This is a genomic window from Corynebacterium sp. LaCa_23, assembly GCF_058182375.1.
In genome coordinates this window covers 1,670,428-1,690,984 of the sequence record NZ_CP190825.1, presented here as the reverse complement: position 1 = coordinate 1,690,984, position 20,557 = coordinate 1,670,428, and the positions used below count along the sequence as shown (strand labels likewise).

20 protein-coding genes are annotated in these 20,557 nt (G+C 62.6%); 11 read left to right on the top strand and 9 right to left on the bottom strand.

Translation table 11 applies throughout. From position 1 onward, the window contains the following. Positions 1-8 precede the first annotated feature (8 nt). Positions 9-1,241, bottom strand: a complete 1,233-nt coding sequence (locus ACP8IT_RS08125) for an MFS transporter (protein WP_490289883.1) — start codon at positions 1,239-1,241, stop codon at positions 9-11. Further along, positions 1,238-1,882, bottom strand: a complete 645-nt coding sequence (locus ACP8IT_RS08120; RefSeq protein ID WP_490289882.1) for a GntR family transcriptional regulator — start codon at positions 1,880-1,882, stop codon at positions 1,238-1,240. The genes ACP8IT_RS08125 and ACP8IT_RS08120 overlap by 4 nt, the downstream gene beginning before the upstream one ends. 79 nt (positions 1,883-1,961) lie before the next feature. On the opposite strand from ACP8IT_RS08120, the gene ACP8IT_RS08115 reads away from it, so the two are divergent. After that, complete coding sequence (locus ACP8IT_RS08115; RefSeq protein WP_490289881.1) at positions 1,962-3,347, top strand: DNA polymerase IV; 1,386 nt, start codon at positions 1,962-1,964, stop codon at positions 3,345-3,347. Here the strand turns inward: ACP8IT_RS08115 and ACP8IT_RS08110 are convergent. After that, positions 3,344-4,258 carry an asparaginase gene (locus ACP8IT_RS08110; RefSeq protein WP_490289880.1) on the bottom strand — a complete coding sequence of 305 codons (915 nt, stop codon included), beginning with the start codon at positions 4,256-4,258 and terminating at the stop codon, positions 3,344-3,346. The two genes, ACP8IT_RS08115 and ACP8IT_RS08110, sit on opposite strands and share 4 nt — an antisense overlap. A 107-nt stretch (positions 4,259-4,365) precedes the next feature. On the opposite strand from ACP8IT_RS08110, the gene ACP8IT_RS08105 reads away from it, so the two are divergent. Next, entirely contained in the window at positions 4,366-5,001 is a 636-nt protein-coding gene (locus tag ACP8IT_RS08105; protein WP_005283813.1) for a WKL family lipoprotein, read from the top strand. A gap of 12 nt (positions 5,002-5,013) precedes the next feature. Here the strand turns inward: ACP8IT_RS08105 and ACP8IT_RS08100 are convergent, their stop codons facing one another. After that, on the bottom strand, positions 5,014-5,958 hold the full coding sequence (locus tag ACP8IT_RS08100) for a hypothetical protein (RefSeq protein ID WP_005278474.1): 945 nt from the start codon (positions 5,956-5,958) through the stop codon (positions 5,014-5,016). 32 nt (positions 5,959-5,990) lie between these two features. On the opposite strand from ACP8IT_RS08100, the gene lspA reads away from it, so the two are divergent. From lspA to ACP8IT_RS08080, 4 genes are all read left to right on the top strand, one after another. Continuing rightward, entirely contained in the window at positions 5,991-6,491 is a 501-nt protein-coding gene (lspA, locus tag ACP8IT_RS08095) for a signal peptidase II (RefSeq protein ID WP_005278476.1), read from the top strand. Next, positions 6,484-7,410, top strand: a complete 927-nt coding sequence (locus ACP8IT_RS08090) for an RluA family pseudouridine synthase (protein ID WP_005278479.1) — start codon at positions 6,484-6,486, stop codon at positions 7,408-7,410. Before lspA ends, ACP8IT_RS08090 begins: the two co-directional genes overlap by 8 nt. Then, positions 7,407-7,946, top strand: coding sequence for a hypothetical protein (locus tag ACP8IT_RS08085; RefSeq protein WP_490289879.1), 540 nt, complete (start codon positions 7,407-7,409; stop codon positions 7,944-7,946). The genes ACP8IT_RS08090 and ACP8IT_RS08085 overlap by 4 nt, the downstream gene beginning before the upstream one ends. Positions 7,947-8,007: 61 nt before the next feature. Continuing rightward, the gene (locus tag ACP8IT_RS08080) at positions 8,008-9,030 is read left to right on the top strand and encodes an HNH endonuclease signature motif containing protein (RefSeq protein ID WP_490289878.1); all 1,023 of its coding nucleotides are present in this window, start codon (positions 8,008-8,010) and stop codon (positions 9,028-9,030) included. 137 nt (positions 9,031-9,167) lie between these two features. On the opposite strand, the gene rarD is transcribed toward ACP8IT_RS08080, so the two are convergent. Next, positions 9,168-10,043 carry an EamA family transporter RarD gene (gene rarD / locus ACP8IT_RS08075; RefSeq protein ID WP_284628683.1) on the bottom strand — a complete coding sequence of 292 codons (876 nt, stop codon included), beginning with the start codon at positions 10,041-10,043 and terminating at the stop codon, positions 9,168-9,170. Positions 10,044-10,088: 45 nt separating this feature from the next. On the opposite strand from rarD, the gene dnaE reads away from it, so the two are divergent. Further along, complete coding sequence (dnaE, locus tag ACP8IT_RS08070; protein ID WP_490289877.1) at positions 10,089-13,661, top strand: DNA polymerase III subunit alpha; 3,573 nt, start codon at positions 10,089-10,091, stop codon at positions 13,659-13,661. A 167-nt stretch (positions 13,662-13,828) separates the two neighbouring features. Here the strand turns inward: dnaE and ACP8IT_RS08065 are convergent, their stop codons facing one another. Together ACP8IT_RS08065 and ACP8IT_RS08060 are read right to left on the bottom strand one after the other, a co-directional pair. Then, positions 13,829-14,308, bottom strand: coding sequence for a hypothetical protein (locus ACP8IT_RS08065; RefSeq protein WP_005278493.1), 480 nt, complete (start codon positions 14,306-14,308; stop codon positions 13,829-13,831). A gap of 65 nt (positions 14,309-14,373) precedes the next feature. Next, positions 14,374-16,263: a choice-of-anchor I family protein gene (locus ACP8IT_RS08060; RefSeq protein ID WP_278722833.1), complete on the bottom strand. Its 1,890-nt coding sequence runs from the start codon at positions 16,261-16,263 to the stop codon at positions 14,374-14,376. 122 nt (positions 16,264-16,385) lie between these two features. Here ACP8IT_RS08060 and ilvA point away from each other — a divergent pair, with 122 nt between their 5' ends. The 4 genes from ilvA to ACP8IT_RS08040 are packed head-to-tail and all read left to right on the top strand — an operon-like array spanning position 16,386 to position 18,923. Next, positions 16,386-17,654, top strand: a complete 1,269-nt coding sequence (gene ilvA / locus ACP8IT_RS08055) for a threonine ammonia-lyase IlvA (protein WP_023017264.1) — start codon at positions 16,386-16,388, stop codon at positions 17,652-17,654. Next, positions 17,654-18,298, top strand: coding sequence for a YigZ family protein (locus ACP8IT_RS08050; RefSeq protein WP_005283783.1), 645 nt, complete (start codon positions 17,654-17,656; stop codon positions 18,296-18,298). The genes ilvA and ACP8IT_RS08050 overlap by 1 nt, the downstream gene beginning before the upstream one ends. Beyond that, positions 18,295-18,534: a hypothetical protein gene (locus ACP8IT_RS08045; RefSeq protein ID WP_005278507.1), complete on the top strand. Its 240-nt coding sequence runs from the start codon at positions 18,295-18,297 to the stop codon at positions 18,532-18,534. Before ACP8IT_RS08050 ends, ACP8IT_RS08045 begins: the two co-directional genes overlap by 4 nt. Beyond that, the gene (locus ACP8IT_RS08040; protein WP_023017265.1) at positions 18,534-18,923 is read left to right on the top strand and encodes an RNA-binding S4 domain-containing protein; all 390 of its coding nucleotides are present in this window, start codon (positions 18,534-18,536) and stop codon (positions 18,921-18,923) included. The genes ACP8IT_RS08045 and ACP8IT_RS08040 overlap by 1 nt, the downstream gene beginning before the upstream one ends. Here the strand turns inward: ACP8IT_RS08040 and ACP8IT_RS08035 are convergent. Continuing rightward, positions 18,920-19,918: a GTP pyrophosphokinase gene (locus tag ACP8IT_RS08035; RefSeq protein ID WP_023017266.1), complete on the bottom strand. Its 999-nt coding sequence runs from the start codon at positions 19,916-19,918 to the stop codon at positions 18,920-18,922. The two genes, ACP8IT_RS08040 and ACP8IT_RS08035, sit on opposite strands and share 4 nt — an antisense overlap. A gap of 10 nt (positions 19,919-19,928) precedes the next feature. Next, a complete protein-coding gene (locus ACP8IT_RS08030) occupies positions 19,929-20,546 on the bottom strand; it encodes a hypothetical protein (protein WP_237800491.1) in 618 nt (205 codons plus the stop codon). Positions 20,547-20,557: the final 11 nt, after the last annotated feature.

Here is a 20,557-nt window from a genome sequence, read left to right as displayed (position 1 = left end):
GACTATGCCTAGCGCACTGGGCCGGGCAGGTGGGCGCGCCAGCCGTGGATCACGTTGATAAGGCAGCATGCGGCGAGCAGGGAACCGATGAGGAATAGCGCCGTGAAGCCGATGTAGGGCGCAAGGGCACTAAAGGCCATGGGGATAAAGAAGCCGGTGTAGGACACGGAATAGAACACGGCGGTAAGGCCGGCGAGGTCATCTTTTCCGGCGATGCGCTGGACCTCGGAAAGGCCGGCGACAAGTGCTAGGCCGTAGCCGGCTCCCATGATGGCGGCGCTGGTAATGCCGAGCGGGAGGGAGAGTGTGCGCGCGGCGATGGCGCCGAAAATGGTGCCGGCGGTAATGACGGCCATGGCAACGGCGGAAGCGCGGGCGGAGCGGTGGGTATCAATGACCTTGCCAAACATTTGGATGCCGACGCCGCAGCCCAGCGTGATGACGGTCATGAGGCCGGAAAAGGCGATGGGGGCATCACCGGCGGAATCGGAAAGCAGCTGCGGCAAGAGGGCATAGGCCGCGCCCGCGCAGCCGAATACCCAGGGGGCTACGGGAAGGACGATGCGGGAAAAACGGCGGTGCGCAGCAGAGGGAATATGCAGCATGTGCAGCATATCGCGGATGCTTAAATCCAAAAACGTGTCTTTGACGGTCGCGCCGCGGGGAGGGCGGGTCTCAGGGGTCTTCAACAGCCACACCGCGGTAATAACGGTGAGAAGGATGTGCAGGACATAGGCCAGGTGGGTGGGCCACGGGCCCCATTGCGCCAACACCGAGGCCAGGGCGGCGCCGATGAGGAAGCCCACGGTAAGGCACATCGATGCCTTTCGGGGACCTGCGGCGGGGTCGCCGCCGGAGCGGGTGATGAGCTCGGAAATCCAGGTGGAGCCGACCGCCATGACGATGCCCAGGGCGAGGCCGCACAGCACGCGGCCGGCGGCAATGATGAGGGGTTCTTCGGGCGCGATGGACAGCAGAAAGGACCCAGCCAGGGAGAGCGGTGCGGCGGGCAGCATCGTCGGGCGGCGGCCGATATAGTCCGACAGCGGCCCGGAGATAAGCAGCGCGGGCACGATGCCAATGACGTAGGCCGCCAGGAGGCCGTTGACGGTGACCTGCGAGAAGTGGGATTGCTCGCGGTACATCACGAGCAGGGGAGTAAATTCATTGCCGCCCCAGGCAACGGCCACCATGCTGCCTGCGACGGGTAACCAGTCGCGATTAGCGGTGTCCTGACTCATAGTTGGTCCTTCGAATTCTTCAGGTGCGAGCGGAGTGCGGAGAGGTAGTCGGGCAGGTTGGCGGTGCGGAGGGCATCGGCAAGCACGCGGTGCTGATCGACGAACGCGCGGGCCCGCGCCACATTGCGCCCAATGGCGGTGGCGGTAAAACGCTGCTGGCGCTCGCGCAGCTGGTGGCCCACGTTGGCCAGCAGGCTATTGCCGGCGCTATCCATGATGATTTGGTGGAATTGGGCATCCAGGCGCGTGTATTCGCGGAGATCCTCGGCATCCAGGGCGGCGTCCTGGGCCGCGATGTTTTCGTGCAGGCGCTTGGCGATGCCCCCACGTTCTGCCTCGTCCAGCTGGCAGATCTTTTCGGCACTGTGGGCATCGACAAGCAGGCGCGCCTCGTAGACCTCCCGGATTTCTTGGGGGCTAATCGGCACGACCAGCGCGCCGCGCTTGGGATAAAGCTGCAAAAAGCCCTCGAGCTCCAGGCGCAGGAAAGCCTCGTGGGCCGGGGTGCGGCTGACTTCAACCTCGGCCGCGAGTGCGGCTTCTGACAGCATCTGCGAGGAATCGATGGTGCCGTCGATGATCCTTTCTTTGACCAATTCATAAACCCGCTCCGCGGCAGGCTGCATGCTTGTATCGCTCATGCATACATCTTGCATACAAGTTAGTTTAAGCGTCAACCTATTCCCAATTCTGGGGTTGGCGTGGCTTAGACTGGAGGGCATGCAACGTTGGGTCTTACACATCGATATGGATGCGTTTTTCGCCTCCGTCGAGCAATTGACCCGACCGACTTTGCAGGGCCGGCCGGTGCTCGTCGGTGGGGTCGGCGGCCGCGGGGTTGTTGCCGGTGCGTCCTATGAGGCGCGCGAGTACGGCGCGCACTCGGCGATGCCGATGTATCGCGCCCAGCAATTGGTGGGCCTGCACGCGGTGGTGGTCAGTCCGCGCCGGGCGGTCTATTCGGCGGCCTCGCGCCGGGTATTTGAGATCATCTCCCAGCACGTGGAGGTGATCGAGCAGCTATCCATCGATGAGGCCTTTATGGAGCCAGAGGCGTTGGTGGGTGCGACGGCGGACGAGGTGCACCAGTGGGCGGACGACCTGCGCGCGCTCATCCGGGAGGAAACGGGCCTGCCGTGTTCCATCGGCGCGGGCTCCGGCAAGCAATTTGCCAAGATTGGCTCCGGCGAAGCCAAGCCCGATGGCACCTATGTCATCCCAGCGGATAAGCAGCTGGAGATGCTGCATCCGCTCCCAGTGGGAAAGCTGTGGGGCGTCGGGCCGGTTACGGAGGCCAAGCTCAAGGGCATCGGGGTGGAGACCATCGGCGCGCTGGCCGCCATGACCCAAAAGGAGGTGGAAATCTCCATCGGCAGCGTCGTCGGATTGCAGCTGTGGCAGCTGGCGCAGGGCATCGACGATAGGGGAGTTGCCCCGCGCGCGATTTCCAAGCAGATTTCTACGGAGCATACCTATCCCAAGGACCTGCTGACGGTACCGGATGTGGACGCGGCGATTACCCGCGCGGCCGAGGGTGCGCACCGCCGCCTGCTTAAAGATGGCCGCGGCGCGCGCACGGTGACGGTAAAGCTGCGAATGGCGGATTTCCACATCGAATCGCGATCGACCACCCTGGCCTATGCCACCGATGACCTGGAGGTATTGACCGCCGCCGCCTTCAAGCTGGCGCGCTACCCGGATGAGCTGGGCCCCATCCGCCTGGTGGGGGTGAGCTATTCCGGGCTGGAAGCCGCGCGCCAAGACGTGCTATTTCCTGAGCTCGACCGCGAAATCGTGCGGCCTGTGCTGCCGGATAGCGACTATGAAACGGGCGTGAGCGATGACTCCCCGCCACCGGCGCCGACCACCGTGGTAGTCGAAGACGATGTGGAGGATCAGTGGCACGCCACCCAGGACGTCTACCACCCGGAATTTGGCCACGGTTGGATCCAGGGCACCGGACACGGGGTGGTCAGCGTGCGTTTTGAAACCCGCGCCACCGGACCCGGCCGCACGAAATCCTTTGCCGCCAGCGACCGGGATTTGGTGCCGGCGGATCCGCTCGAGTCCTTAGACTGGCAGGACTGGTTGGAAACCCAAGACTAGGCTTCGCGGTAGCGCTTGGGGTCAGGGCTTTGCCGGAATACCTCGGCAGGATCCGTGCCGGTGGCCAGCGCCGCGGCCAACAAGATGCGCGCCTGGCTGGGGCGGAAGGCCCCCGCGTTGATCGCGCCCAGGCTGCGGAGGCTCGCCCCGCCGCCATCGCCGCCATAGGACAACGCGGTCGCGCCGTACGGGGTGCGGGTGGAAATAACGACGGGGAGGCCATCGCGGAGGGCATCGGCAAGCGCGCGGCCCATATCCCCACTCATATTGCCCGCGCCCATGGCCTCGATGACGAGGCTGGCGGCGGAAGTGCGGGCGGCATCGACAAGCACGCGCCCCGCGCCGGGGTAGGCAGGGATGATTTCTACCGGGTGCGGCGCCAAGGGCTGCGGCTGCAGCCGCGGGGTGGCATCCGGGACCCGCAGGGACTCAAAAGCGCGCAGGTCAGAGGTGTGCTGCTTGCGGGCCCCGCGCGCAGGGATGGTCATGCCGCCAAAGCGGATGAAGACGCCGGGCTGCCCGCTAAGAGCGAGCTCGCGCGCATCGCGGAGATTGCGCGGGCCGTCCGGGTGCGGGTGATCGTAGGAGCGCTGCGCGCCGGTGAGCACAATGGGCGTATCGTCGGCGCAAAAAATCTCCAGCGCCATCGCCGTCTCCTCCATCGAATCGGTGCCGTGGGTGATGATGACGCCGTCGATGTCCGCGCGGGCGGTTTGCTCATTGACCACCGCGATGAGCTCGTCGAGGTCCGCGAGCGTAATAGAAGAGGAATCGAGCTGGCGAAATTCCACCACTTCGGCGTCGATATCGGCCGCGAGCTGCGCGCCGGTGACGGTAGGGACGAGGGAACCATCCCGCACAGTGGTGCAGGCAATCGTGCCGCCGGTGGCGATGAGGGCGAGGTTAGTCATGCTTCCCAGAATAAAAGAAGACGCGCCGAGGCGGCAGGCGCGGACCAGAAAAGCTGGTGCAAATGTAAACTGATGGGAGTTTATAACCCAGACGTGAGGAGTGAGAAGTGAAATTCCGCAAATTTGGTGCCGCGTGCCTCGCATTGAGCGCGGCGGCCGCCCTGTCCGCCTGCTCTTCTGATGACGAGCAAGAAGACACCACCAAGAACAGCGAATCCAGCGAATCCGCGTCCGCCGACGGCGACTCCGCGGCCCCCGCACTGCCCACCGCCGCCGATTTGAACGCCATCCTGGCCAAGGCCACGGATCCGGAGGCATCGCAGGAAGAAAAGACCGCCACCGTGGAAGGCGGCGAATCCGCCCCGGAGATCTTTGACACCATGGCGCGCTCCAAGGAAGAATCCGGTGCGGAGTTCGCGGTCGTGGATCCGGTTTTGCCTGGCTATGATCCGCAATCCGTGCTGACCACGGTCAATTTCTCCACGGCCGATGGTCAAGAGCAGACCGCGGACCAGGTGGAGTTTATTTATGAGGACGGCACCTGGAAACTATCGAAGACTTGGGCCTGCACGCTGATTCAAAACACTGTGCCGCCTGAGCAGGTACCGGAGATGTGTGCCGATACCGGTGCGGGTGCGCTGCCGGCCGATGAGGGCAACGGAGCACCTGCGCAGGGCGATGCCCCCGCAGAAGGCGCAGAGCAGGCGCCTGCCGAGGCCCCCGTAGAAGCCCCCGCTGAGTAACTCGCCTCCCCGCTACTCGGAAAACGCTAGCTCCGTCAGGCTTGATTGCACGACGCGCAGATCTGAATCGGCGGTGCCGTAGGTTACCTTCGTATCGAAGGACACGTCACCGTCCACGGGGAGCGGTTTCGTCAGGTCTACCGTGATGCTTCCCGAGGAGTTGGTGGAAGAATCCAGCACGTCGAGTTCCTTATCCTTTAACTCCGTGCCCTCGGCTTGGCCCTCGAAGGATAAAGCACCCAGGGTGGGGCGTTGTTCCACCTCGACGGATAGCGTGACGCGGTCACCATCGATGGACTCGACCTTATAGCGGGTCGTCTGCAAGAGCGTGGATTCGCCGGTCACGCGCGAATCCACCGTCCACGTCGCGCCGGTGCCGACCTCTTCTTCCGGGAAGACGATGGGCAGCGCGGTCAGCTTCATGATCGCCTGTTCGACGGTGCCGCGCGCCTCATCGCTCGCATCCTGCGGGGCGGCCAAGCGCAGGGAATTCATCTGGCCGTTGTCTTGGCCGCGCCAGCCAAATTGGAACCCGGACGCAGAAGAGACATCGGTATCGCCGGAGTATTCCGGATCCCCTGCGGTGACAAACGCGTTGCGCGAGGCCGGCAATTGATCCTCGACGTCCTCGGTGGCTTTATCTACGGACGCCGAAAGCGGCAGGGTAGTGGTCTCCTTATCCACGTCGGCGGCCTGGAAATCGGCCGCGGCGGATTTATTCAGCAAGTCCTGCGAAAATCCCTCCGTGGCGCGGTAGGTTACCTCCTGCGAGGAATCGATGTCGTGATATTCCAGCAATTTCTTCTCCCCGGTTCCTGCCTCTTCGACGGTTAGGCGCGGGGCATCGATAGTCAGGCCGACGGGCTGCTCCACGGCGGGGCCGGGGGTCTCATAAGAACAGGCGCTTAGCGCTACGGCGACGGCGGAAAGGGCTGTAAAAACTTTGACTCGAAACACGCTTACCAAAATACCGGACGCTCCTGATTAGAATGGTGTGGGTGAGCCAAAAACGAAGGAGTCAGACAGGTCTTATCGCCGCGGTGGTCATCGCCGTGGCGGTTGTGGATCAAGCCGTAAAACAACTCATGCTGACCGTCCTGACGGAGGGTGTGCCGCACTATGTCATTGGGGACTGGTTCAGGTTTACCCTGCTCTTTAACCCGGGCGCGGCGTTTTCCATCGGTGGCGAGGGATCGACCTGGCTGTTTACCACCATTCAATTGGCGTTCGTCTTAGGCGTTGCCATCGCCGCCCCGCGCATCCACAATACGGGCCAGGCGCTGGGGCTGGCGCTCATTGCAGGTGGGGCATTGGGCAATTTTGCAGACCGCATCTTCCGCGACCCCGGCTTCTGGTTCGGTCACGTCGTGGACTATATCTCGGTCGGCTCGTTCGCGGTCTTTAATATCGCAGATGCGGCCATTACCTGCGGCGTCGTCATCTTCATCGGTGCCATGCTAATTGCGGAACGGAGGGCGGAAAATGAATAGGCAATTGCGCAGTTTTCCCATTCCAGAAGGCTTGGAGGGCATGCGTGCCGATGCCGCGCTTGCCAAGCTCCTCGGCCTCTCCCGCTCGGCCACTGCCCAGCTGTGCGCCGAAGGCGGGGTCACCGTGGATTCGCAGGAGCTGGGTAAATCCGAGCGCCTGGCGTCCGGCCAGGTGGTCTCGGTGCTGCTCCCAGAGCCGGAAAAGCCCCTGCTTCCGCGCGAGGAGCTGGTGGAGGGCATGGACGTTTTATATAGCGACGCCGATATCATCTGCGTGCACAAACCCGTGGGCGTCGCCGCGCACCCGAGCGTGGGCTGGGATGGTCCGACGGTCATCGGCGGGCTGCGCGCGGCAGGGTATAACGTGGCCTCGCTTGGCCCCACCGAGCGCCAGGGCATCGTCCACCGCCTGGACGTGGGCACCTCCGGGGTCATGGTCGTGGCCTCTTCCGGGCGCGCGTACTCGGCGCTCAAGCATGCGTTTAAGCACCGGACCGTGAAAAAGACCTATCACGCGGTGGTCCAGGGCCTGCCCGATCCGATCGAAGGCACCATCGATGCGCCCATCGGCAGGCACCCGAAATCGGGCTGGAAATTCGCCGTGCTTGACGACGGCAAGGCCGCGGTCACCCATTACCGCCTCATCGAGGCCTTTCGCGAGGCCAGCCTCATCGAGGTGCACCTGGAAACCGGCCGCACCCACCAAATCCGCGTCCACATGTCCGCCACCGGGCATCCCTGCGTCGGCGATCCCATGTACGGCTCGAACCCGCAGCTTTCTGCCCGCCTAGGACTCGAGCGCCAGTGGCTGCATGCGGTGCAGCTGGGCTTTACCCACCCCGGCACCGGGAAGTGGTTCGAGGCCCGCGCGCCGTACCCCGATGACCTGCAACAGGCCTTGGAGCGCCTGCAGGGATGAAGAAGTTTTATCGGCGGCGCCGCCTAGCGGCCTTGGCGCTGGTGCTGGTGGCGATCGTGGTGGCCCTGGTGCTTTTTGGCACGCTGGGCACGCAGGCATCCACGCGCGTGCAAGGCGATCAGCTGGGCCCGGATGGGGAGTCCCGCGCGGAGTATATTGAGCGCGTTAATTCCATGGACATCGACCCGGATGCCGCCACGTATGCGCTGGTTACCTTCGATACCGAGCTGCCGCCTGTCGCCGTCGCCGCCGCGCTGACTGATATTCCGCGCATGGACGCCATCCTTATGGGGTCGACCGCGCCCATCGCGGTGCCGGAGCCTGTTGCCGGCGAGGATCGCGCCGCGGTGATTAACCGCACCTTCGATCGCATCGGCGCCTCCTACGGCCAGCGCCCCAGCGCGGTCAGCGCCGCCGTGGTGTGGGGCACGGGCACCCAGCTTGCCGATGTCGCCTCCCTCCCCGCCGTCGCCGCCGTCGAGCCCGCGCCTGCCGATGCCGCCTGGGGCAGCTTCGCCGTGCGCCCACCCAGCTAAATTTGCCATCCTGAACGCTTCGCCGCGCGGGGTGCGGGGGTGGCGGCTTAGCATCGGGGGCATGGAACACATTCGGGCATATATTGCGGCTTTAAACTCGGCGATGGACATCCTCGCCGAGGCCGCCGATATGCCCGCCTCCGAGCTGACCGCCGCCGGAATGCCGGATGCCGCCGCCGCGTCGATAGCCCACCTTTCCCAGATCTATTTCGGGCCGACCAGCTTTACGCGCCGCCAGCGTCGCGCGGTCGAGGGGGCGCGCCGCAATGGGCATTCGCTGCCAACGCTGGAGGTCATCGAAAAGCACGCCCGCCGCGCGCCCACCCAAGCCCGGGCCTGGGCCCTGCGCGCGGAGCTTGCCCAGGTATCGGCCGATACCCAGGCGATGGACAAGCTCGCCCGCAAGAAGGTGCGCGCGCTGCGCCCGCCGCGCGAGCCCAAACCCGGGGTGCGGCTGCGCCGCCGAGCCGCCGGCAAACCATGGACGCTGACGATTACGGGCAGCTCCAGCCTCGTCGCGGAGCTGCATAACCAAGCAGGCACGCTTGCCGATGTCGCCGCCCTCTTCCACTCCGGCGCCTCCACCTCCACCGTGCGCACCAACGTGGTAATCCCGCTGGATAAGCTGAGCGCTATCGCGCAGGGCGATAAAGACGTCACGGTCACCATGACCAACGGAGCGCAGATAAGCGGCGCCGAGCTGGCCCAGCGCGCAATGGCGGAGGAAGGTTTTATCACTCTTCTCCACCCCGTGGAGGGGCCGGTGAACCTGTACCGCATGCGGCGCGGGGCAACGTGGAAGCAATTTATGATGGCCGCCGCCGAAAACCCCATCTGCCCGGCGCGCGGGTGCCACCGCCCAGCCGATGAGTGCCAAGTCCACCACATCTATAGCTGGGCCGGCGGCGGGTGGACCAATGCTAAGAACCTCACCGTAGCGTGCCCGCATCACAACGGCCGCAACGACGACGACCGCGCGGGCCGCCCCCGCAATGGCCGCTTCGAGCGCGTACACGGCGGCGTGCGGTGGATTAAACCCTGGCAGCCGCCACCGCCGGACCTCGTTGATACCGGGCCCAGATAGCCACAGCTTTGAGCCCAAGGCCCGCCCCTCAGCGGCGACTCTTGCGCACCCCTTTCCACACCGGACATTCCTGCGTACCGTTTTCCTGCGCGAGCAACCTTTCGCATTCCCCCGCGCCGCGCACTCTTGCGTGCCGCTTACCTGCGCCGCGCACTCTTGCGTGGCGCGCTTTGGCGAACGCGAATGAGATCCGCAATGTAGATGCTGACCGCTACGCCGATGATGCCGAAACCAATCCACCGGTGCGCGGAAAAGTGCTCTTGGGTGACAAAGAGCGCCCACAGCATCTGCATGATGGGGGTGAGGTATTGGAGCATGCCGATCGTCGACAAGCGCAGCGTCCGCGCGCCTTGGGCAAAGCACAATAGTGGGAGCGCGGTGATCAGACCGGCGCTGATTAATAGCAGCATGTGTGGCGTGCCTTCCGAAGTGAACGTGCCGTGGCCGGCTTGCTCGAGCCACACGATATAGGCGATGGCAATGGGGGAGACCACCAATGCCTCCGCCGCGACCGAGACCGCTGCCGAAACCCGCACCTGCTTCTTGATAAGCCCGTAGATACCAAACGATGCCGCCAATAGCAGCGAGATATACGGCGCCTGGCCGGTAAAGAAGGTCAGATACAGCACCGCGATTGCCGCCACGGCGACGGCGGTCGCCTGCCATGGGCGCAGCTGCTCCTTTAAGAAGATCATGCCGAGCGCCACCGATACCAGGGGATTGATGAAATAGCCTAAAGCGGCATCGGCCACGTGATCGGTATTAATCGCCAGCACATAGGTGCCCCAGTTGACCGTGATAAATACGCCCCCGGCGGCAAGCCAGCCCCACGTGCGCTTGTCCATGCGCACCAATTCGCGCCAGCCGCCGCTGAATATTAAAAACGCCGTGACGATAACCGCGGTCCACAACACGCGGTGGGCGAGGATTTCCAGCGGCGTGGCCGGCAGCAGGAGCGGGAAGAACGCGGGGAAGAACCCCCACATGATGTATGCGGCGAGCGTGTAGATCATCACCGCATAATATCGTCATCTTGACCGCCCCGCTAAGATGACCGCATGGCCAAAAACTCCTCCTTCGTCCACCTGCATAACCATACCGAGTTCTCCATGCTGGACGGCATGGCCAAGGTCGATATGTTGGCTGATGAGGTGGTCAAGCAAAACATGCCCGCTGTGGGCATGACAGACCACGGCAATATGTATGGATCCGACGCCTTTTACAAGCGCATGACCAGCGCCGGGGTCAAACCCATCATCGGCATCGAGGCTTACATGGCCCCGGAATCGCGCTTTAATAAAAAACGCGTGCTGTGGGGTACCCCGGACCAAAAGCGCGACGATGTCTCCGCCTCGGGCGCGTATTTGCACCAGACGATGATCGCGGAAAACGCAACCGGGCTGCGCAACCTGTTCACGCTTTCCTCGCTCGCCTCCTACGAGGGCCAGCTGGGCAAGTGGCCGCGCATGGATGCAGAGCTCATCGCCGAGCATGCCGATGGCATCATCGCCACCACCGGCTGCCCGTCCGGCGACGTGCAGACCCGCCTGCGCCTCGGTCAATTCAATGAGGCGCTTGAGGCCGCAGCCATGTGGCAAGACATCTATGGCAAGGACAACTTCTTCTTGGAGTTGATGGACCATGGGCTGGACATCGAAAAGCGCACGCGCGATGGGCTGCTCGAAATCGGCCGGAAGCTGGACCTGCCGCCGCTGGTGACCAATGACTGCCACTACGTGCTGGAATCCCAGGCTCCGGCGCACGAGGCCATGCTGTGCGTGCAGACCGGCAAGACGTTCATGGACCCGGACCGCTTCAAGTTCGGCGGTACCGGCTACTACATCAAGTCCGCCGCGCAGATGCGCGATACCTGGGATGACCTGATTCCGGATGGCTGCGATAACACCCTGTGGATTGCCGAGCGCGTGCAAGACTACAGCGAGGTGTGGGAGGAACACCCCCACGACCGCATGCCCATTGCCGATGTCCCCGAGGGCCACACCCCCACCTCCTGGCTGACCCACGAGGTGATGGAGGGGCTGCAGCAGCGGTTCCCCGGGCGCGATGTGCCGGAGGAGTATATCGAGCGCGCCAAGTACGAGATTTCCGTGATTGAGATGAAGGGCTACCCGTCCTACTTCCTCATCGTGGCGGAGCTTATTAAGTATGCGCGTTCGGTGGGCATCCGCGTGGGGCCCGGCCGTGGTTCTGCGGCGGGTGCGCTCGTGGCCTACGCGCTGACCATTACCAATATTGATCCGCTGGAACACGACCTGCTCTTCGAGCGCTTTTTGAACCCCGAGCGCCCGTCCGCGCCCGATATCGATATCGACTTCGACGATCGCCGCCGCGGCGAGATGATTACCTACGCCGCCGAGCGCTGGGGCGAGGATAAGGTAGCCCAGGTCATTACCTTCGGCACGGTGAAAACCAAGCAGGCCATCAAGGACTCCGCCAAGGTGCACTTTGGTCAGCCCGGCTTCCAGATGGCGGACCGCATCAATGGCGCGCTGCCCCCGGCGATTATGGCGAAGGACATTCCGCTGCGGGGCATTACCGACCCCGACCACGAGCGCTATTCCGAGGCCGCCGAGGTCCGCCAGATGGTGGAATCTGACCCGGATGTGAAAAAGATTTATGACACCGCGCGCGGCTTGGAGGGCGTTGTTCGCCAGGCTGGCGTGCACGCCTGTGCGGTGATTATGGCCTCCGTGCGGTTGATGGACCACATCCCGATGTGGAAGCGGCCTGCCGATGGCGCCTATATCACCGGCTGGGATTACCCCGCCTGCGAGGCCATTGGCCTGTTGAAGATGGACTTTCTGGGCCTGCGCAACCTCACCGTTATTGGCGATGCCATCGAAAACATCAAGCGCAACCGCGGCGAAGAAGTGCAGCTCGAGCAGCTGCATGCCGATGACCCCAAGGTCTCCAAGGTCTATGACCTGCTCTCGCGCGGGGATACCTTGGGCGTGTTCCAGCTGGACTCCGGCGGAATGCAGGAGTTGCTCAAGCGCATGAAGCCTACCGGCTTCAAAGACATCGTGGCCTCCTTGGCCCTGTACCGCCCCGGCCCGATGGGCGTTAACGCCCACTGGGATTATGCCGACCGCAAGAACGGGCGCAAGGAAATTACCCCGATCCACCCTGAGCTCGAGGAGCCGCTGAAGGAAATCCTGGATGAGACGTATGGTCTTATCGTCTACCAGGAGCAGATCATGCGTATCTCGCAGAAGGTTGCGAATTACACCGCCGGTGAGGCGGACGGCTTCCGTAAGGCGATGGGTAAGAAAAAGCCCGAGGTCCTGGCCCAGCAATACGATAAATTCTGGGGCGGCATGCAAGAAAATGGCTACTCAAAATCCGCCATGGATGCCCTGTGGGGGACCATCGAGCCCTTCGCGTCGTACGCGTTTAACAAGTCCCACGCCGCGGGCTACGGGTTGGTCTCGTTCTGGACTGCCTACCTCAAGGCCTACTACGCGCCGGAATACATGGCAGCGCTGTTGACCTCTGTGGGCGATAAGAAGGATAAGTCCGCCATCTACTTGTCGGACTGCCGCCACTTGGGCATTAACGTCTTGCCGCCTTCGGTCAATGAGTCCGAGGAGGACTTCCAAGCTGTGGGCGAGGATATTCGCTTCGGCATGGGCGCTATCCGCAACGTGGGCTCTGAAGTGGTCGAATCCATCATTGCCTCGCGCAAGGCAAAGGGGGCGTTTAACTCCTTTAGCGATTACCTCGACAAGATCGACCTTGCGGCGTGTTCCAAGCGCGTGACCGAGGCGCTGATTAAGGCCGGCGCCTTTGATGATTTCCAGCAGCCGCGCAAGGGGCTGATGCTTATTCACGAGGACGCCGTGGATGCCGTGCAAACCACCAAGAAAGCGGCGGATAAGGGGCAATTCGACCTCTTTGCCGGCTTCGGCGGTGGCGACGACGCCTCCTCGGAGGGCGCCTTTGCCATTGATGTGCCGGACGACTCGTGGGATCGCAAGCACGAGTTGGCACTCGAGCGAGAGATGCTGGGCCTCTACGTTTCTGGCCACCCACTCGATGGTTTCGAAGAGGCCCTAGCTGCGCAGACCAATACTCCGCTGACCAAGATCCTCAACGATGAGGTACACAATGGCCAAGAACTCATCATCGGCGGCATCATTTCCGGCGTGGACCGGCGCTTTTCTAAGCGCGATGGTTCCCCGTGGGCGATTGTCACGGTAGAAGACCACAACGGCGCGCAGGTAGAGATCTTGGTATTCAATAAGGTCTATTCGCTGGCAGCGCCGCATATCGTGGAAGACAACATCATCTTGGCGCGCGTCAACGTCAAGGTGCGCGATGAGCGCCGGTCGCTGTTTTGTTCCGATATTCGCGTCCCCGAGCTGGGCCCCGGCGGGGGTGCGAGCCTGCCGCTGCGCCTGACCATGCGCACGGACCAGTGCACGATGGAAAATATCGCCCGGCTCAAGCAAGTTTTGGTCAAAAACCACGGTGATTCCGATGTTTACCTCGAGCTTGTCGAAGGCGATCAAACCACCACGATGGTCCTAGGCGAGCACCTCCGCGTGCAACGATCCGGCAACCTCATGGGGGATCTGAAGGCCACCATGGGCGCTGGCATTTTGGGCTAGTAGAATTTGCCTGCCTCGTCCCTGCGCTCCCTCTTTCTGAGGCGAACAGGGATTGAGGTGGCGACGGGCCTCGGGCGAAGCCGCTAGGACACCTCCGCGAAAGGCTGGGCATAAAGAAATGGCCGCCGTGCACATGCAACGGCGGCCATTTTTTGGGAAATCGGAGATTAGTACTTAATTCCCAAGCGGTCAAGCGCAGCCTTCAGCGGTTCGAGGACTGCCGGGTTGAACTTGGCGATGGCGGCGTAGGTCTGCAGAATCGCAGCGACGGCGCCGGCGATGACGGCGGTCCACTGCGAGACCTTCAGGAACTTTTCTGCAGTTTCCTCGGAGGAGCCAAGCTTGGTCAAGCTATCGAGCTGCTGTTGCTGTGCCTCTTTAGTCACGCAATCTGGCTGCTTCGGCATGCCGGCGGTGCCGTAGCCATTGAGCAAGCCCTCGAGGAACTTATTTGGGTTGGACAGGTTGACTCCGCCCTTGCCCTCTTCGATGTTCTTGAGGTGCTCTTGCTTGGCAGCTTCTACTTGGGCCTTGCATTCAGCGCTGAGCCCCTTGCCGGTCTCATCTGCGGAAGCAACAGCCGGGGTGACAAGGCCCGCCGCCACAGCGGTGGCAGCGACGAGAGAGGTGCTGAGTCGTTTACGCATAGGGAAAGGCTCCTTAAAGTTCAGATTTTAGCTTGTTAAAACGTAGCAGCTTTAAGGCTAAAAATCTATGGAAGTAATTGCCGGATGGGTTCAGGAAGCATCTTATAAAATTGATCCGCCACCTGCGGCATGAAGTGCAACACCCCGCTCAACATGGCGCCGAGGGCAATGACACCGGCGATAATCCCGATACCTTTCCCGATGAAGCTGCTGCCAGAACCGTCATCAGGCAGCGACGCCCCGGGAGTATTGTCGCCATTTTCATCGGAGTCGGCGTCGTCGCCTTCAGCCTGGGAGCCGCCCACGAGATCGGCGACGGAGAAGACCGTGGTAGTGCCGGATACCTCGTTGCCGGCGATAAGGAGGGCATCGGCAGTAGGCGAGTCTTCCTTGCTAACGAACGTCAATCCCTCTGGGCCCAAGTCGCCGGCCAAGCTGGTGGCGGCGACATTATCTTCGTCGTAGTCCACGGTGAAATCGCGGTTATTGGTGTAGGTGACGAACTCGGCTTGAGCGGGGTCGGTGACGTCATAGACAAAGATGCCGCCCACACGCTCCATGCCGATGAAGGCATAGGTGCGATCTCCAACTGATCCAATCGTCAGGGCTTCCGGTTCGGGACCTTTATTATTGGAGCGATCGTCGAAGTCGGGGTCTTCGTTATCGGCATTGAAGTTAAGTCCCTCGATGTCTTTGGTGATTTCCTCGAAGTCGGAACCGGAATCGAAGACGACGTTGCCCTCGGCATCGTAAATGCTAAAGGAGCGGGACCCGAAGGAATACAGGCCATCGAAGCAGCCCTTTTCCTCATTCCACCCAGAGGCATTGCTTAACTTGAGGTTACCGGCGTATTTCTTATCCTCGATGCCTTCTGGAAGGTCGACGGAATCACAAACCTGGCCCTCTTCAACGAGCTCTTTCAGTTTGACCTCATCGGTGTAACCGCCCCAGTCGCGGGCATCGCCCTCATTGGCGGTTGCGAAGTAGGTCTGGCCGTTGGTCTGGAAGGCACCGATCGAATCCGGCATGGACAGGCCATGCACAGGGATCGTGCGCAGCTTTGCCTCGCCGTCCTTATTGGAGGGATCGAGGGGGACAACGGAGTGATCCGCGATGTGGGCGGGCAGCACCTTTTCTACGGTGGCGGAGGCGATATCGACCACGCCGATGGCGTTGTTTTCTTGCAAGGTGACATAGGCCTTGCCATCGGCGGAGGAAATATACTCCGGCTCGAAGTCGAGCGAAGGTTTGTTGTGGTGGTTTTCTGGGCCGAAGACGCGAATGGACGGGTCAAGTTCTGCATCAGGGCCGTCGAAAGCGCGGAAATCGGCGGTGCGAACATCGGCAACAGAGGGCGCCGCGACACCATCAGGCAGGGAAATCACGGATACGGTGCCTTCTGGGTCTTTTGCGTATTCGGTGCCGTCGGCGGTGAGCTCATCGGAGGGCTCGCCCTCATTCGCGGTCAAGGCATAGGCGCCGTCTTTAGTGATGTGCACGTTATCTGGCAGCGCGCCGAGCGGCACGCGGCCGAGCTCGTCGCCGGAGGCGGCATCGAAAAGCAGGGCCTCGCCGTTTTCGGTTTTGTCTGCCTGCTGCACGGCGGCGATGGCGAGGCCATCGGGGCGCACGGCCACGGAGTTGATTTCCTTATCGCCGCCGGCAGATACCGAGGCAACCTTATTGGGGTTGGTGGGATCGGAGGCATCCAGGATATCCACCTTGCCCGATTGCGCGTTCACCGTGAGAATGCGCTGGGAGGCGGCGTGGTAGGCCACGATTTCCGCTGCTGATTTGCCCATGACCCCAGCTTCATAGGAGCCAATGGGGCTGAGCTTTACCGCAGCATCGTCGGCGGAGCGTTCCAAAACATTATCGACGATATGCGCGTTGGCGGCCGGGGCGCAGCTGAGCGCAAGGCAGGCAGCCACGCCGATGGATGTGCGCTTAAACATAGAGAGAGTCCTTTCTTGTTGAGCGCTCCATTGTCTCGGGCCCACGTAACAGGCGCGCTACACCGGAATGAAATCTAGGTGAATCGGTCGAACACTAGGTAGGGCGAGTAGACTCTGCAATCATGACTGAATCGACCATCCACGCATCCGATATCCAGCAGGCACAGGCACGCATCAGCTCTGAAATCGCGCCGACGCCGCTGCAGTATTGCCCCCGGCTTTCTGCGGAAACGGGCTGTGAGGTCTATTTAAAGCGCGAGGATCTCCAGGACGTGCGCTCGTATAAGATACGCGGCGCGCTCAATAGCATCTCCAGCCTGTCGCAGGAGGAGCGGGAGAGGGGCATCGTGACGGCATCGGCAGGCAACCATGCCCAGGGCGTGGCGTATGCGTGCCGCACCATGGGGATTCCGGGCAAGATTTTCGTCCCGGAGCCCACGCCCATGCAAAAGCGCGACCGCATCCACGTGCACGGCGGCGATCAGGTGGAACTCGTAGTAGTGGGTGGCAACTTTGACGAGGCCGCGGCCGCCGCGCATGCCGATGCCGCCGAGCGCCACGCCACCTTCATCGAGCCCTTCGATGCCCGCGATACGATCATTGGCCAGGGCACCGTGGCGGCGGAGGTCTTGGCGCAGCTTTCGGCAAAGGGCGCCTCGGTCGATACCATCGTCGTTCCCGTCGGCGGCGGCGGGCTGATTTCTGGCATCACCTCTTACATGGCGGATATGGCGCCGCACGCGAAGGTGGTGGGGGTGGAGCCGGAAGGGGCGGCATCGCTAAGAGCAGCCTTCCGCAACGGCGGGCCGGTGGCACTAGAGAGCGTGGATCCGTTCGTCGATGGCGCGGCGGTCAAGCGCCTGGGCGCGCTGCCGTATGAGATTTTGGAGGCCAACCAATCGCGCCTGCACTGGGACACGGTCTCTGAGGGGGCGGTGTGCACGGACCTGCTCAACCTGTACCAGAATGAGGGCATTATCGCCGAGCCCGCCGGTGCGCTGTCCGTGGCTGGGCTGCAGCGTGTGCCGCTGGAGCCGGGTTCGACGGTGGTCTGCGTGATTTCTGGGGGAAATAATGACGTGTTGCGCTACGCCGAAATCATGGAGCGCTCGCTGGTGCACCGCGGCCTGAAGCACTACTTCTTGGTCAATTTCCCGCAGGAACCAGGCCAGCTGCGCCACTTCCTGTCTGAAATCCTGGGGCCTAGCGATGACATCACTCTATTCGAGTACCTCAAGCGCAATAACCGCGAGACCGGTGCCGCGCTGGTGGGCATCCAGCTAAGCCGCGCCGAAGACCTGGCAGGGCTGAAGGAGCGGATGGCCGAGTCCAAGATCTCGGTGCAGCACCTGCAGCCGAATACCCCCGAGTACGATTTCCTGGTGGCCTAATGCGCGATACCTATCGGCGCCCCACCGGCCAGGTAGAACACGAAATTGAGATCAAGCGCTCGCGGTTTATCACCCTGATCGGCCGGGTCACAAACGAGGAAGAAGCACGGGCGTTTATCGATGCCGCCCGCCAGCGCTTTCCCGATGCCCGCCACCATTGCTCCGCCTATGTCTACCACGTCGACGACGCGAACCCAGTGGAGCGTTCCTCCGATGATGGCGAGCCTTCCGGGACCGCTGGAAAGCCCATGTTGGATGTGGTGAACGGCTCTGGAATGCTCGATATTTGCGCGGTGGTCGTGCGCTACTTCGGTGGCATCAAGCTGGGTGCGGGCGGGCTTGTGCATGCCTATGGCGGGGCGGTCAGCGAGGCCATGGAAAAGGTCGAGGCGGTCACCCGGGCGCGCCGGGAGCTTTATACCGTGGAATGCCCGCACGCCACGGCCGGGCGCCTCGAGGCGGATTTGCGCGGGCGCGGCATCGATATCACCGATACCGAGTACGGTGCAGCCGTAACCTTTACCGTCGCCGTGCGCCCGGGTGGGCTCGATGAGCTCCAGGCGATGCTCGCCGCGCTTTCCCAAGGCGAAATCAGCGCGCGCGAAGCAGGCTCTGCCTGGGTTGAGGTAGGATCTGGGTCATGACTATGCAGCAGCGACCGAATAACCCCATTGCGCAGCGCAAGCAGCAGGTGCGCAAGCACTCCCGCAACGCCGTTATTTCCGTTGCCGGTGGCCTCGGCGCAGGAGTTGTTTTAGGTGTGCTTTCTGCTAATTTGGCCGCTTGGATGGTTTTGGGCCTTATCATCGCCGTGGTGGGTGGCGGATATAACTGGTTGAAGATTCGCAAAATCGTCAACGAGAACCACAATAATTATTAATGCCTACCCCGGAGCCAAGCGGCCGCCCCGTCCGCATTGATGCTTGGGTATGGGCGGTGCGCATGTTCAAAACCCGATCCGCCGCGGCCACCGCAGTGCGCGCCGGGCACGTGAAAATCAACGGTGAAGCGGTCAAACCCGCGCAACAAGTCGTGCCAGGCGATAGGGTGCGCGTGTGGCGCAACCACCACGAGCACGATTTGGAAGTGCTGGCTACCGTCGCCAAGCGCGTGGGCGCGCCGGTGGCGCGCACCTGCTATACCGATCACGCGCCCCCGCCGCCGCCCAAGGAGTTCATGCCATCCGTACCGGTGCGCCCCCGCGGCGCGGGCCGGCCGACGAAGAAGGAGCGCCGTGATATGGAAAAATTCCGCGGCGGGTTCCGCTAGGAGTTGGCGCGCAGCGCCTTAAGGCGCGCGTTCAGGCGGCGCCGGCGGCCGGCGCGGTCGCCGGATTCAGCGGTTGCCTCGATGTGCTGCTTGCCAAACTTATTGAGCAGCAGGTCATCGATAAGGCGCACTTGGCCGGGCCGAAAGCGATAGCGCATGGTGTCGTGGACGTGGGCAATGGCGTCATCGTCAAGCAGCTGCTCCAGCTGGTCCAAGGACCGGATATCGTTTTCCTCCAAGATTTCCGCGAGGAAGCGGTAGTGCTCCGAACGCGAAAGCGGGAAGCGATTGCCCAAAATGATGGCCAGGACGCCAGGCAGGGTTTCCGGAGTAAGCTCCACATCCGTGTCCGCCTCCGTGCGCGGGGCCTTGAGCGCGGCGATTTCATCGAATTGCTGATCGGCAAGTTCGATGAGGCCGGCGGCCAGCGTAAATAGGCGGTCGACCTCGGGCGAGGGCGGGGTAGGGCCCTGCTTATAGCGGATATCGTGCTCGAATTCCGCCCACGCGTGCTGCAGCACGGTGCGGATTTGCACCTCAAAGGTCCAACCCACAAAATCGGCGAGCTCCTCCATGGCCGCCGCGCTATCATCCGTCACGGTGAGCACCAGGTGGTGGGAACCGTAGCCAAAGCCACCGGAAATGCGGGTCTCGGCCGCCTTATCCACAGAGCGCACGACCTTGAAAGATTCGCCCAGCACGTCTAGCGCATTGGGAATGGTGGTGGAGTGGTACAAGGTGACGCGCACGCCCATGACATCGTGGATATCGTCCCACGGGGTGGGGTAGATGAAATCGCCGCCCTCGCCCCGCTTCTTGGCCTTGCGCTTGAGTGAAGACCAGGCCTTGACGCGCGTCGATACCCGGTCAAAGATGATGCCGGCGTCATTGAGCAGGTCCTCGATGGCGGTGCGAAAATCCTCCGCCGCCGTGGGGTGGCTGCGGGTCCAGGCGTGGTACTGATTGCTCAGCCGCGACATCCTGCTTTCCGCCATGGTGCTCCTCTCATAATTCGCGGGGAAATCCGTTAGACCATACTAGCGGGCGCGAATGTAAAACGGTGCGATGGCTTGGAAGTTGTTCGGCGGCGGCGCGGGCGAGGCCGCGGGCATACTCATCGGGTAAGTGGGCGAAGACAAAAACCGTCGCGGAATCCGGCACCAGGTAGGTCAAAGAATGCGAGCGCATGAGGCGGCGCATGTGTTTATCCAGCACGGTAAAGGTTTCCGGGTGAGCCAACCAAGAGGAAATCGGGGCACCGTGGGAGCGGACCTGTAGGCCGCCATAAGGCGTTGCGGCAGGCAGGGCGCAGCGAGCTGGGCGCGTCCAAAAACGCAGGCCCTGCGAGTCGAGCGCGGCGCGCTGCAGGTTCAGCGAGGCACAATTCCACGCCTGACGGGTCGAGACATCCAGGTCCGCGAGGCCGCGGTGGCTGAGCCGGCGAAAGGTGCGCTGCCCGGGAAAGACTAGCGCCATCGACAGGTTGGGGGAGAGCTGGATGGTGGCGAGGGAGTCGCAAAAGCCGTCATCGGAAAGCCGCTGGTGCTTAATCCACGACCGCGCGAATAGCGCCGGCAGCAAATTAGTGGTGGTGGGGCGGGGTGCATCGAGCGTCAAGGTCATGGCGATTTCTC

Bases quoted from the DNA above. Each gene is read 5' to 3' on its own strand.
- ACP8IT_RS08125 (WP_490289883.1), bottom strand. From the start codon at position 1,241: ATGAGTCAGGACACCGCTAATCGCGACTGGTTACCCGTCGCAGGCAGC.
- ACP8IT_RS08120 (WP_490289882.1), bottom strand. From the start codon at position 1,882: ATGAGCGATACAAGCATGCAGCCTGCCGCGGAGCGGGTTTATGAATTG.
- ACP8IT_RS08115 (WP_490289881.1), top strand. From the start codon at position 1,962: ATGCAACGTTGGGTCTTACACATCGATATGGATGCGTTTTTCGCCTCC.
- ACP8IT_RS08110 (WP_490289880.1), bottom strand. From the start codon at position 4,258: ATGACTAACCTCGCCCTCATCGCCACCGGCGGCACGATTGCCTGCACC.
- lspA (WP_005278476.1), top strand. From the start codon at position 5,991: ATGGTGTGGGTGAGCCAAAAACGAAGGAGTCAGACAGGTCTTATCGCC.
- ACP8IT_RS08090 (WP_005278479.1), top strand. From the start codon at position 6,484: ATGAATAGGCAATTGCGCAGTTTTCCCATTCCAGAAGGCTTGGAGGGC.
- ACP8IT_RS08085 (WP_490289879.1), top strand. From the start codon at position 7,407: ATGAAGAAGTTTTATCGGCGGCGCCGCCTAGCGGCCTTGGCGCTGGTG.
- ACP8IT_RS08080 (WP_490289878.1), top strand. From the start codon at position 8,008: ATGGAACACATTCGGGCATATATTGCGGCTTTAAACTCGGCGATGGAC.
- rarD (WP_284628683.1), bottom strand. From the start codon at position 10,043: ATGATCTACACGCTCGCCGCATACATCATGTGGGGGTTCTTCCCCGCG.
- dnaE (WP_490289877.1), top strand. From the start codon at position 10,089: ATGGCCAAAAACTCCTCCTTCGTCCACCTGCATAACCATACCGAGTTC.
- ACP8IT_RS08065 (WP_005278493.1), bottom strand. From the start codon at position 14,308: ATGCGTAAACGACTCAGCACCTCTCTCGTCGCTGCCACCGCTGTGGCG.
- ACP8IT_RS08060 (WP_278722833.1), bottom strand. From the start codon at position 16,263: ATGTTTAAGCGCACATCCATCGGCGTGGCTGCCTGCCTTGCGCTCAGC.
- ilvA (WP_023017264.1), top strand. From the start codon at position 16,386: ATGACTGAATCGACCATCCACGCATCCGATATCCAGCAGGCACAGGCA.
- ACP8IT_RS08050 (WP_005283783.1), top strand. From the start codon at position 17,654: ATGCGCGATACCTATCGGCGCCCCACCGGCCAGGTAGAACACGAAATT.
- ACP8IT_RS08045 (WP_005278507.1), top strand. From the start codon at position 18,295: ATGACTATGCAGCAGCGACCGAATAACCCCATTGCGCAGCGCAAGCAG.
- ACP8IT_RS08040 (WP_023017265.1), top strand. From the start codon at position 18,534: ATGCCTACCCCGGAGCCAAGCGGCCGCCCCGTCCGCATTGATGCTTGG.
- ACP8IT_RS08035 (WP_023017266.1), bottom strand. From the start codon at position 19,918: ATGGCGGAAAGCAGGATGTCGCGGCTGAGCAATCAGTACCACGCCTGG.
- ACP8IT_RS08030 (WP_237800491.1), bottom strand. From the start codon at position 20,546: ATGACCTTGACGCTCGATGCACCCCGCCCCACCACCACTAATTTGCTG.